This window comes from Acidovorax sp. GW821-FHT09A11 (assembly GCF_059418365.1).
Genome location: NZ_JBWKPS010000006.1, coordinates 234,789 through 247,488 on the forward strand (window position 1 = coordinate 234,789; position 12,700 = coordinate 247,488).

Sequence of the window (12,700 nt, forward strand, 5' to 3'; positions counted from 1 at the left end):
GCGATTGTGCATAAGAATCATCGGCTGCAATACCATTGCCGCTTCATATCACCCGCATTGATGGAGTGGCGATGGAGTTATCTGACATCGATCTGAACCTGCTGGTCTTGTTTCAGCAACTCATGGTCGAGCGGCGCGTGTCCAAGGTGGCCGACAACATGGGCCTCACCCAGCCTGCCGTCAGCAATGCGCTGGCCAAGCTGCGCCGAATCTTCGGCGACGAGTTGTTCCTGCGCACGTCGGGCGGCATGGTGCCCACGCCCTTTGCCGAACAACTCGGCGAACCGGTCGGATACGCGCTGGGCATGATCCACAGTGGACTGAACCAGCGCATGCAGTTCACGCCGGCCACGCTCAAGCGCACCATCACCATCGGCATGACGGACATTGGAGAGATCGTCTTCCTTCCAGCGCTGCTGGAGCGCCTGGGGCGGGAAGCGCCCGGTGTGACGCTGAATACCGTGCGCAACAACGCGACCAATCTGCGCGACGATATGGAGTCTGGCAAGGTGGACCTGGCCATCGGTCTGCTGCCCCAGCTCAAGGCGGGCTTCTTTCAGCGGCGGCTGTTTCGCCAGCGCTACGTGTGCCTGTTCCGCAAGGGCCACACGCTGGACCGGCCGAAGCTGCTGCTCGCCGACTACAAGGCGGCGGAGCACCTGGTGATCGTCGCCGCGGGCACGGGGCATGGCAAAGTCGACGAGTTGATCCAGAAGGCCGGCATCGACCGCCTTGTGCGGCTGAGCGTGCCGCACTTTGTCAGTGTGGGCCACATCCTGCAAGGCACGGCGCTGGTGGCGACGGTGCCCGAGCTCCTGGCACTCAAGCTGGTCGAGCCCTTCGGGCTGACATTGCGCACGCACCCGGTCAAGTTGCCCGAGGCACCGATCAGTGTGTTCTGGCATGCCAAGGTGCATCGCGAACCAGTGAACCAGTGGCTGCGTGGCATGGTGTTCGAGTTGTTCGGCGGCGATCGCGCTGATGGCAGCGGGTCGCCGTGACCGCCGACAGTCTGGGGCCGTCCACAAGCTCGCTCCTGAACCGACGCCGCCATCCAGGCTCCCATCGCAGACAAAAAAAGGGGCGCAGACATCCGTCCACGCCCCTCCCGTCTTGCGCTGCCAGGCCATCGATTCCGGCCTATCGCGCTGATTCAATTCACGGCACCAACGCAGCCATCTCCCCCGCAGGCACCACCCCATAGTGGTCCAGCTGCATCGAGTACTGCGCACGGCCCGAAGACAATGCGCGCAGGCTGCCGATGTAGCCGAACATCTCTTTCAGCGGTACCTCGGCCTCGACCGTGGCGGCATTGCCGCGCTGGCCCTGGCCGCGCACCACGCCACGGCGACGGTTCAAATCGCCGATGCTGTCGCCCAGGTACTCGGCCGGGGTGATGACCTCCACGGCCATCACGGGCTCCAGCACCTGGGGGGCCGCTTTCGCAAAACCTTCGCGGAAGGCGGCCATGGCCGCCAGCTCGAAGGCCAGCGTGGACGAGTCGCGCTCGTGGAAGCTGCCATCCACCAGCGTGGCCGCGAAGTCCACGGCGGGGAAGCCGGCCACCACGCCTGCCAGGGCGGCGCGGCGGATGCCTGCCTCCACCGCGGGGATGAACTCGCGCGGCACGGCGCCGCCGACGATGCGGTTGTCAAAGCGGATGCCTTCGCCCCGGGGCAAAGGCTCGAGCAGCAACTTCACCTCGGCGAACTGGCCGGGGCCGCCCGATTGCTTCTTGTGCACATGATGTACCTCCACACTCTTCGAAATGGTTTCACGGTAGGCCACCTGGGGACGGCCGACCGACACGTTGACGCCGTGGCGTGCGCGCAGCTTCTCGATCGAGACCTCGAGCTGCAGCTCGCCCATGCCGGACAGAATGGTCTGGCCGGATTCGGCATCGTGCTGCAGGCGCAGGCTCGGGTCTTCGCGCAGCAGGGACTGCAGGGCCTTGGACAGGCCTTGCTGGTCCGCGCTCGCCTTGGGCTCGATGGCCACATGGATCACCGGCTCGGGCACGCTGATCTGCTCCAGCACCACGGGGTGGGCCGGGTCGCTCAGCGTGTGCCCCGTCAGCGTGTCCTTGAGGCCCACGACGGCGGCGATGTCGCCCGCCACCAGCTCGTCGCGCTCGATGTGCTTGTCGGCATGCACTTCGTACAGGCGCGACACGCGCTCGGTCTTGCCCGTGCTGGTGTTGAGCACCACGTCGCCCCGGCCCAGACGGCCGCTGTACACGCGCACGAACACCTTGGCGCCGTGGTCGTCGGTGACGACCTTGAACGCCAGGGCCTTGAACGGGTCCGCAGCGGTCTCGCCGCCTTCGCGCACGATGTCGTCCGGAGAGGGCAAGTAGTCCACCACGGCGTCGAGCAAAGGCTCCACGCCACGGTTCTTGAAGGCCGAGCCGGCCAGCGCGGGCACGAAGGCGCCGGCCAGCACGCCCTTGCGGATGGCGGCACGCAGCACATCCACAGCGATCTCTTCGCCGTTCACGTAGGCCTGCAGTGCGGCTTCGTCCTGCTCCACGGCGGCCTCTACCAGGCGGGCGCGTGCGCGCACGGCTTGCTCGAGCAGCTCGGCGGGCACGTCGGCTTCGCGGTAGGGCGCACTCGCGTCGTCCTTGTCCCAGATGCGGGCGCGCAGGCTCAGCAAGTCCACCACGCCGCGGAAGTCGCCTTCCGCACCGATGGGGATCTGCAGCGGCACCACGCGCACGCCCAGGCGCTCTTCCATCACGGCCACCACGCGGTGGAAGTCGGCGCCCACGCGGTCGAGCTTGTTGATGAAGGCGATGCGCGGCACGCGGTACTTGTCGGCCAGGCGCCAGTTGGTCTCGGTCTGCGGCTCCACACCGGCCACGCCGTCGAACACGACGACCGCACCGTCGAGCACGCGCAGCGAGCGGTTCACCTCGATGTTGAAATCGATGTGGCCGGGCGTGTCGATCAGGTTGAGCTGCGTGCCCTTCCAGTGCACGGTGACGGCCGCGCTGTTGATGGTGATGCCGCGCTGTTGCTCCTGCGGATCGAAGTCCATGTGCGCCGTGCCGTCGTGCACTTCGCCGATGCGATGGCTCTCGCCCGTGTAGAACAGGATGCGTTCGGTGGTCGTGGTCTTGCCCGCGTCGACGTGGGCGATGACGCCGAGGTTGCGCAGATGGGCATTGCTGGTGTTGCGTGAATTTCTCATGGCGAATCTTTCAATCTCTTGCGGCTGCGCCCGGCTCTGCGAGCAGCTGCCGCCTGGTTGGCTATCTGCCAGCCCAGGCGAGATGGATTCGCCTTCAGGCTAGCGTTGAATGGGTGTTGTGCTGTCGCCGAAGCCCGGGCGCACGGAACTCAAGCTCCGGCGGCCGGGAATCGTGGCAATCAACTTGTCGTAGGTACGCATAGATTGGGTGGTGAGAAAGTCTGAAAAAAACAAAAAACCCCGGAGGTGGAGCCTGCCGGGGTTTTATGTACCGGAAGGCGCACAGCCCTCCGACACGCGATCGAGGGGCGCAACTAGGGGGCGAACGATGCCTTGATCACGTTGGTGAGAATTTTCATAAGAGCGAATTATCCTCCTCGCACAAAAAGCTTGCAAGCGACCTGGCTGCCTGCCTGCGCCTGCCGCCTCCGGCTCGGGCAAAGAACTGGCTGTTGTCTGGCCGCACGGCGTTCGAAACCTGCGCATAGCAGGGCCGAATCGACATTGCAGGCACAGCGGGCGGCAGGACGGCGCAACTGAATCTTGCGTGCATGCCTGTCACTGCATCGAAGGTGGATGACCGCTGTAGGCCACACAGCGACTGCCGTCACGCGCGATTTTCCAACGGATGGGTGCCATCGGCGACAACAGTCACTGCCTGATCAAAACTCGGCGATGAACGGCCAGCAGGGGCATGGGCAGCACGCCTCATTCTCCTGTGCGCCGCCACACCAGCCCCAGCGCCTTGACTTTCTGCCAGGCACTGGCGCGTTCGTCCGAAAGCACGTCCAGAAAGTCCGACAGGCGTTTGGACTTGACCATGGTGTAAACCGTCAGCAAGGTGGTCAAGGCAAACACGACGGCAAAAATCCCCAGCTTGCGGCCCGGGGGAGCATCGGCCTCGGCCAGCAAATTCATGCCCAGGAAGCCCGTGGTCACGGTGCCGATCAGGCCAAAGATGGTCACGACCGTCAGCCTGACGACGGTGTTGGCCTGGCGGCGCAGGCTGTCCGCGTCCAGGTACTGGTTCATTTCGCCAATGCGCTCCTTGACCTCCGTGTACAGCGGGTCCAGCCCGAGGTGGTTGGCGCACATGCGGAACAGGGCACGCACCTGGGCCTGTTCGGACACCTCGTGGAACCAGTAGCGGTGCGTGAAGCGCAGAAAGCCGGCAAAGCTGTCACGGATCGTGCGCTTGAAGCGGCGCACGCTGGCGGCGTCGGCAATGTCCAGGTTTTTCAGTGCCTCGGCCAGCCGGTCCGAGAACATCAGCAGCGCCGCTTTCTGAAAATGCGCGATCAGGAACAACAAGAAATGCTGGTGCCGGAACTGCGCCAGCACCCCCCGGTCGCGGCAGACAAAAAACGGGCTGTGGGCATCGCCCAGCACCAGCAGCGAATGGCCGCTGCAAAGATACCGCGTGTTGGGAGCCGCGCCACTGTGGCTCCAGAATCGGTCGTAACAAAACCGATTTTCGAAGTCGGCCAGATGCTCTTCGGCATAGGGCAGGCTGGCGTCGTCGCTGGAGGTGGCCGCCCCGGTCACCAGGCCGAGGCGAACGAAGTCGCTGCGGCTCAGTGCGCGCGGGTTGTCCAACGCCAGAAAGGCCAGTTGCGGCATGCGGTAGTACTCGATCTGGCGGTAGCGCAGAGGCCCACTGCGCTCGGAATGGTCGCTCACCAGGGGCTCCAGCAGCCAGGCCCAATGGGCGGCGATGCGCGGGGCGCGGTGGCTGCTGACATGGGCCATGAAGAGGTCGCGCTGGTTGGCATCGGACTGGGCCAGCACCTGCCCCGCGGCGTCCAGCCACTCGGCGCTGTACAGGCAGTGCTGCGCATGGCCCTTCGCATCCCAGCTGGCGGGGTAGCCGCGGCCAAAGCGGTACAGCAGTTCCTGCGCCTGGGCCAGCGCCAGGTCGCGGGCGCTGACCTCGACATTGAGCAGCACCAGATCCAGGTCGAGGAAAAAGTAAAGGTCCACATGGACGATGTCGAGCGTGATCGGCGGCGCACCGGGGTGCAGCACCGCCCGCACGGCACTGACGTCGCTGCGCCGGAATACCCGCATCGGTGAACCTGCGGCGCTGCTGCCTTTCTGGCTGCGCCCCTCGCCGTACAGGAAGCGCTGCACGTAGGGCAAGAAGGTCACGAACTCGTTGTAGTGGCGCTCGTGAAAACGATCGCTGTCGCCCGTGAATTCATCCACCACCTCGCGCCAGGGCGAGGCCTCGCCCATGTCCGCCAGCACCTGCCAGGGCTTGGCGTGTCGCCCCTCGGAACCCCGCACCGGCATCAGGCGCAGGGGCCACAACAGGACCTGGCGCAACTCCCGCACGCAGGCGGGATGGGACTCGGTTGACATGCAGTGGCCTTTCGTCTGGTTCGTGATGCCGAGCAAAACACTTGGGGCGTGGGCACCTTGCGCCGACTGGCGGTTCATTCAGCCATCATGGCGTGGGCGCCAGCGCCCATTTCACGTGGTGCAGCCAGGAAATCAATCCCGGATTTCCTCGCGACCTGCCGCAAACCGGGCTTCGGAAACCATGCTAACCAAAACAGCGGAGGATGGGTCCATCGCATCGGCGATCGGCCCATTTCCGAGCAGGCCCGCCGTCCGTAAAAAAGCCGCCAAATGTTCCCGCGTCGAACTACCCAGGCGTCACCGCGTCAGGTTGCAAACGAGACGCGTTGCCACGCTGCGCAGTGGATGTGAATCGGCGTTCCACCTGCAGCAGGAAGTGCGAGAGCAAAGTGGAATACAGCTTGTCGCCCAATGCTGCATCTTCCATGCCAACATCGAGATTGGGGTTGTCGTTGATCTCGATGACATAGACACCAGAGGCCGTGGCCTTGATGTCCACCCCATAAAATCCATTGCCAACCAGGCGCGCGGAATTGACGGCTGCCGCCAGCACCTCTGTGGGCACATCTTGCAGCGGTACGCCCTGCACCCGCCCCTCCGTGTACTTGCCATTTGCTGTGTGCTGCAGTATCTGCCAGTGCCCATTGCACATGAAGTACTTCGCCGCGAAGACCGCTTGCCCCGCCAGAACCCCGACGCGCCAGTCAAAGTCTGTGTACATGTACTCCTGCAGCAGGATGATTTCCGATTCCCTGAGCATGCCTTTCGCAATGTCCTGGAGATGCTCAAAGCTCTCCGCCTTCTTGACACTGCGGCTGAACGCACCATCCGGTACTTTCACCACCACGGGGTAGTCCAGCGTGTGCTCCATGCCGGCCAGCGTGCGCCGGCTGGCCATGCGCGTCACCGGTGTGGCAATGGCATGCTCGCGCAGAAGCTCCGCCAAAAAGGCTTTGTTCGTGCAGCGCAGGATGGACACGGGGTCGTCTATGACCGGCATGCCCTCGGCGACAGCCTTTCTCGCAAACTGAAAGGTATGGTGCGTCACCGCGGTGGTTTCCCGAATGAACAGCGCATCGAACTGGGTCAGGCGGGAGAAGTCCTTCTTCTCGATAAGCTCCACCGCAATTCCCATGTCCTGCCCCACATCAACCAACTTCTTGAGCGTCCTGAGACTGGACGGAGGAAGCGGGTCATCCGGATCGTGCAGGACCGCGAGGTCCATCCGGGGCAGTGGCATGGCGACCATGGGGCGCCAGCTGCGCCGCGTGTACTGGCGGAGCGCTCGAACAAAGACCTCATCGCGCGCAGGCTCGACATCGCGAAGGTCCAACGCCTGTATTCCGCCGAGCTGCCAGTTTGCGGACTGCTCCTGCCGTTCGAGGGTGATCTCCATCAATGGACAACGGAACAGTTCAAAGCTCTTTCGAGCCAGCGGCGCCAGCACGGGGTCCTCCATGACCCCGAAGAACACATGCAAGGTCAGCGTATTCACGGAGCCGGGGATTTCCTTCAGCGGACCGACCAGTCTATTGAGCTGCACGAACGCTTCATCAGGCTGCATTCGCTTGCGCTGAAGGCTGAGTATGGTGTCCACGCTGGGGGTGACCCGGTCGCCACGCGCCTCCGCCAGCAGGGAGCAGTAGTAGCCCATGCTGAGGTAGCCATAAGTCCGGCAAAGGTTCGTGACCTTGCGAAAACGCCCCCGGGCATCCGGCTCCTCCGCGACGAATTGATCGGCGGTGATGACTCTGATCTCGGGCTCGCTCCATCGAAAGTCTGCGAGCTTCTCCACCACGATCACATGTTCTGAAGACAATTTATTTCTTTCCGGAGATGACGACCGCGGCAGTGCGCCTGCGGCGCCCGTACTTGGCGATCTTCTTGAATTCACCAAAGCTGATGGACACTCCGCCGTCCGGGTCACTGGAACGCGCCATAGGGTCCAGAAGGCGAAAAACCGCGCCGTCAAAGCCGGTGATTACCACCCAATGTGGCGTTTTCTCCCGGTGAAGCCGCCACAGACTGATGAGGACAATGGGCAGGCTTCCCATGCGCAATTGCTCAATCACGCTTTCGGGAGAGACGGGCCGGGCATGGACAGGAACGCGGTGAGCCTCCAGTTCCAACCGGAAGTCGTTTTCCACCAGCTGGATGACGTCTTTCTTGAGAGGGTCGCGCACACTGTCCATGAAGAGTGATGCGCCAGCCGCTGCATAGACCGACACGTCAAAGCCGCGGCGCAATGCCGCATGCGCAAGTCCGAAAGGACCACACCCACCATGGCCCGCCGCCATAAAGACCGTTGTGGCCTCACGCCATAGGCGGATTTCGGCGGCTTGATTGACAGGGATGGACGGGTCCACGGCAGACATGGCCATCAGCAATGCGCAGGGCCCACAGGTGAAATCCAGCGTCTGGGCGTAGTGCCGCACCCGAGAGGCGTTCCCTTCTCGCGCCCGCGCGTCGTCGAAGAGATCCTTCTGAAAGCACAAAGCGGCTTCGCCATCGCCGTAGTAGGCAAGCTTGCGGCCCATCCCCACGAATCCATGGCGAAGGAACAGGCGGTGTGCGCAGACATTGGAAGTCCTGCTCTCCAGCCTCAAAACCGCGCACCCGGCTTCTCGCGCGTCCCTGATCGCCGCGGTCAAAAGTTCAGCGGCCATGCCGGAACCCCGTGCGGCAGACGCCACAGCGATCGAGTACAGGCGAGCTACAGAGGATCCCTTGCGGCGCAATACCACGCAGGCCCCCTCCAAGCCTTCGCTCGATCTGCACACGAGAACGCGGGCCGACGGGCTGGCCAGCATGCGTTGCCAACTTCTGAACGAGATTCTGTCGTTCTCGAAAGCCGCGCGCTCCAGCCGATCGAGCGCGGCCAGATCGCCACGGTTCGCCGGCTCCACCTTGCTCCGATGGGAAGACGGCTTCATCGAAGACCGCGCCCGGATTTGCGCGCCCCCCGGTCAGATAGCTTCAATGCCATCCACGCGACGCCGATCGGAACCAACAGTACCAGCAGCGCCAGCGACACATGCACCCAGTCATCCATGGATCGACCTTCCGGGATCGCAACGTCTGCGATCCGACAGCCACGCTCCCATGGATGGGGCCCACTGGATGCGGAGCGATGTCAATGGCACGGGAATTCCTCAGCACCAGCGACTTTCACCACGCGGCCAAACTCGGCGTGCGGCAACACGCGCATCACGCAGCACACGGTGTGCAATACATCCTTGCGTTGCACAAGCAAGCTGAGACTTGCCCGCTCGCGGGGCCTGTCCAGACACATTCGGTACCCCCGCAACCGGGCGCCCAGAGCCAAATGAAGTGTCTTTCGCAAATCCTGTGCGTCGGTGCATGAAGCGACCAGGGGCAGCGCCACCAGAGAGGCCGGGCCGTCGCACTCCCCGGGGAAGGGCAGCATGGCCACCCGGTGCAGGCTGATCCCTGCATATGTTTGCAGCATGTCTTTCACCACGGGGGCCACCTTCAAAAAAAGGGGGCAGTGGCATCTGTTGAACATGCACCCAGTCTAGAAAGACTGGTGTAAATCGTTCGTAAAAACTGGGGGGCCAACCGTCAATTCGTTGTCAAATTCCGCGGCCACATCACGCAATGGGGGAAACGCGCCAGGCGCACCGCTGCAGCCCTGGAGTTCATCGCTTGTGGAGTCACACCGCGAGTCGGTACCCCACTCCCGATTCGGTCAGCAAGTGACGAGGCTGCGCCGGATCTGCCTCGAGCTTCTGCCTGAGATGCCCCATGTAGATGCGCAGGTAGTGGCTCTGGTCCGACCGCATCGGCCCCCACACTTCGCGGAGCAGCTGTTTCTGGGTGATGACCCTTCCCGAATTGGCGACCAGCACCGACAGCATGCGGTACTCGGTCGGCGTCAGGTGGACTTCAACCCCGCCCTTGCGTACCAGCCGAGCGCTGCGGTCCACCTCCACGTCGCCAAAATGAAACGCTGGCTCCACCCCATCCACGGTGAGCCCATTTCCTGTCGCCGCACGCGGACGGCGAAGATTGGCACGCACGCGCGCCAGAAGCTCCCCCGTACCAAAGGGCTTGGTGAGATAGTCATCCGCTCCAGCGTCGAGTGCGGAGACCTTGTCGGCCTCATCGGTGCGCGCAGACAGGACGATGATCGGCACGGCGGACCAGCCCCGCACGTCGCGGATCAGGTCAATGCCATCGCCGTCAGGCAATCCCAGGTCCAGCACCAGCAGATCGGGCTGGCGGGTACCCGCCGCAGACAGTCCTTCGCGCACCGTCGCGGCTTCATGAACCTGCCATCCTTCTGCTTCGAGCGCACTGCGAACGAAGCGCCGGATCTGCGGCTCATCCTCAACCACCAGCACGGTACGTATTTGCATCGTATCCCGGGGCGGCAACGCCCCGCTCCATATCTTCCAAATCGGGATCGGGGGGAGGCTCTCGGCGCGGGAGCGTGATGGTGAATTCCGCCCCGCCCCCGGTTGCGCTGGCAGCGGAGATCGTTCCGCCGTGCGCGTGCACCACCGCCTTGCAGATCGCCAACCCCAGGCCCACGCCCGGTGTCGCCGATTCAGCCTGTCCCCGGGTGAATTTCTCGAACAGCAGGTGTTCCTTGCCACGCACAGAGGGTGGCAGGCCAGGCCCGTGGTCCGTCACGGTCAACACCAGACTCCCTTCTGTCGCAAACGCCTTGATGACAACGGGCGGTGCGCCGTACTTGGCGGCATTCTCAAGCAAATTCACCAGCACGCGCTCAATGAGGACGGGATCGAACTCCACCAGCGGCAAATGGGCGGGGATTTCCGTGCGAACGGTCAACTCCTTCAGCGCGGGCTTGGCGGCGCGTATCGAGGCGCCCACGACTTCCTCGACCGACTGCCAATCACGCCGCAAGTGGACACTTTGTCCCGAAACATCACTTTCCAGCCTGGCCATGTCCAGCAGGTTGCTGACCAGCGCGTTGAGCTGGTGCGCCTGATGCACGATGGCTTGTGCCACGGCATCGTGCTCCTCCGTCGGCAACCCCTTGAGCGATTCGGCCAGCGTGATCAGCGCCGTCAGCGGTGTTCTCACATCATGGGAGACAGCGCCCAGCAAGGCATTGCGCAGCCGCTCGGACTCCATGTCCACCACCGCCTTTTGCGCGATGTGGACGTAGTGCACACGTTCGAGCGCGATGGCGATCTGCCGGGCCAGGGTATCGAGTTGCTGAGCCTGCTCCGGAATCAGCAGCCACCTTGGGTGCGCGGGCTCCAGCGCCAGCACACCGCGCACCCTCATGGGCGCCTTGAGGGGGACATAGCGCCATGCCTGCGCCGCCAGAGTGCTCGTGGCCAGCCCCGCGCTCTGTCCTTGCCGCAAGGTCCAGTCGGCCACACTTTTGTCAAACTCCTGGGGCAGATCATCGGGGTAGTGAAGGCGGTCCGACGCGTCCAATGCAACCACCACCGCCCTGCCGCCAAAATGCCCCTGCACAGCCGCCGCGCCGATCTCGATGACCTGGCTCGTCTCCAGGGCCGCCGACAGCTCGCGCGCAAGCTCGAACAGCGATTGGGCCCGGCGCTCCCGGCTATTGGACACTCCGGCCGCGAACCTGAGGCCGGCTGTGAGCTGCCCCACCAGAAGTCCCACCCCCAGCATCACGGCAAAAGTGACCACGTACTGCACGTCGCTGACCGCGAAAGACAGCCGCGGTGATACGAAGAAGAAATCGAAGGCCAGCACATTGAGCAGTGCGGCCATCGCCGCAGGCACGCGCCCGAATCGCATGGCGACCCCAACAACGCCGACCAGGTACAACATCACGATGTTGGTCAACTCCAGGACGCCGTGCAACAGAGTCGCCATCAACGTGACCGCAATGCTGGCACCGAGCGCCCAGAGGAAGCCCTGCCAGCGCGGGTGTGCGGCCTCGTCGGTTTCCCTGGCCTCAACGCCTACTTTGTGGCTCCAGAGTGCCTGCGGCAACCGCCTCGAACTACCCGCGCGCGCCGTTTCCACGATATCAAGCGAGGGGGCAAGTCCCGCGATTTCCCGGCCCACCTCCCTGGTCGAAGGCCACTTCTGCCACCAGCGCCGCGGCGCAGGACGACCCAGGACCAGGGTGGCGCAATTGAGGTGAAGCGCCTGTGCAGCCAGGGCCGGCGCAACGTGGTCGCCCGTCAGCACCGCCGTCTCGGCGCCCAGCTCCTGCGCCAGTTGCAGCACGGCCAGAATCCTGTCGCGCTGCGGTGCGTCCAGCCTCTGCAGGCGCGGTGTCTCCACGTATGCGGCATGCCACTTCACATTGAGCTGCCCTGCCAGGCGCGCGGCCGCGCGCACGGTCTGCGCGGCATCTTCGTTCGGCCCGACACACGCCAGTATGCTGCCCGAGGTGTTCCAGGCGGCAGACACGCGCTCGCCGGGAGTGCCTGACTGTTCGATCCGCCATCCCAGGACGTCGTCCTCCACATGCTCAGCGGTGCGGCGCAGTGCGATTTCGCGCAGGGCAATCAGGTTGCCCTTGCGGAAGAAGCTCTGGGCCGCACGCTCAGCCTGCTGGGGGACATACACCTTCCCTGCACTCAGGCGAGATATCAGTTCATCGGGGGTGGCGTCGACAAGCACCACTTCGTCCGCGTCGTCCAGCACGGTGTCGGGCACCGTCTCATGGACCCTGATCCCCGTGATCGCACCCACGGTCCCATTCAGGCTCTCCAGATGCTGGACATTGAGCGCAGTCCACACATCGATGCCCGCGGCGAGCAGTTCCTGGACATCCTGCCAGCGCTTGGCATGGCGGGATCCCTGCACGTTGGAGTGGGCAAGCTCATCCACCAGGAGGATGGCCGGCTTGCGTGCAAGGGCCGCGTCCAGATCAAACTCAAGGAGCAGCCGGCCACGGTACTCCACCTCCTTGAGGGGCAATGCATCCAATCCCGCGAGCAAGGCCGCCGTCTCGGCTCTGCCATGGGTTTCCACGACCCCGATCAGAACGTCGCGGCCAGCGCCACGCTCCCGCTGCGCCGCACTGAGCATGGCCCAGGTCTTGCCCACCCCTGCATTGGCGCCGAAGTAGATGCGCAGCTTGCCGCGCGTGGTCTGCTCCTCCTGCGCGCGCAGTTGCGCGATCAACGCATCGGGGTCTGGGCGCTGCATGTCAGCCATG

Annotated in this window: 9 protein-coding genes; 1 reads left to right on the forward strand and 8 read right to left on the reverse strand. The window is 64.1% G+C overall.

The window, feature by feature from the left end:
• The first annotated feature begins 71 nt into the window (after positions 1 to 71).
• Positions 72 to 1,001, forward strand: coding sequence for a LysR family transcriptional regulator (locus AC07PV_RS17485; RefSeq protein WP_218296179.1), 930 nt, complete (start codon positions 72 to 74; stop codon positions 999 to 1,001).
• Between the two features lie 157 nt (positions 1,002 to 1,158).
• Here AC07PV_RS17485 and fusA read toward each other — a convergent pair whose 3' ends face one another.
• The 8 genes from fusA to AC07PV_RS17525 all read right to left on the reverse strand — a co-directional run bounded on the left by fusA (position 1,159) and on the right by AC07PV_RS17525 (position 12,699).
• Positions 1,159 to 3,192 carry an elongation factor G gene (fusA, locus tag AC07PV_RS17490; RefSeq protein ID WP_494630906.1) on the reverse strand — a complete coding sequence of 678 codons (2,034 nt, stop codon included), beginning with the start codon at positions 3,190 to 3,192 and terminating at the stop codon, positions 1,159 to 1,161.
• Positions 3,193 to 3,900: 708 nt separating this feature from the next.
• Positions 3,901 to 5,553 (reverse strand): hypothetical protein, encoded by a 1,653-nt coding sequence (locus tag AC07PV_RS17495; RefSeq protein WP_494630907.1) that lies wholly within the window; start codon positions 5,551 to 5,553, stop codon positions 3,901 to 3,903.
• Positions 5,554 to 5,839: 286 nt separating this feature from the next.
• A complete protein-coding gene (locus tag AC07PV_RS17500) occupies positions 5,840 to 7,372 on the reverse strand; it encodes a RimK family ATP-grasp domain-containing protein (protein ID WP_492253903.1) in 1,533 nt (510 codons plus the stop codon).
• A gap of 1 nt (position 7,373) precedes the next feature.
• Positions 7,374 to 8,486, reverse strand: a complete 1,113-nt coding sequence (locus tag AC07PV_RS17505; RefSeq protein ID WP_492253904.1) for a GNAT family N-acetyltransferase/peptidase C39 family protein — start codon at positions 8,484 to 8,486, stop codon at positions 7,374 to 7,376.
• Complete coding sequence (locus AC07PV_RS17510; protein ID WP_255591048.1) at positions 8,483 to 8,605, reverse strand: hypothetical protein; 123 nt, start codon at positions 8,603 to 8,605, stop codon at positions 8,483 to 8,485. Before AC07PV_RS17510 ends, AC07PV_RS17505 begins: the two co-directional genes overlap by 4 nt.
• Before the next feature lie 81 nt (positions 8,606 to 8,686).
• Complete coding sequence (locus AC07PV_RS17515) at positions 8,687 to 9,031, reverse strand: hypothetical protein (protein WP_494630909.1); 345 nt, start codon at positions 9,029 to 9,031, stop codon at positions 8,687 to 8,689.
• Positions 9,032 to 9,227: 196 nt separating this feature from the next.
• Positions 9,228 to 9,932, reverse strand: coding sequence for a two-component system response regulator KdpE (kdpE, locus tag AC07PV_RS17520; protein ID WP_255591049.1), 705 nt, complete (start codon positions 9,930 to 9,932; stop codon positions 9,228 to 9,230).
• A complete protein-coding gene (locus AC07PV_RS17525) occupies positions 9,904 to 12,699 on the reverse strand; it encodes a DUF4118 domain-containing protein (protein WP_494630910.1) in 2,796 nt (931 codons plus the stop codon). Before AC07PV_RS17525 ends, kdpE begins: the two co-directional genes overlap by 29 nt.
• Position 12,700 lies beyond the last annotated feature (1 nt).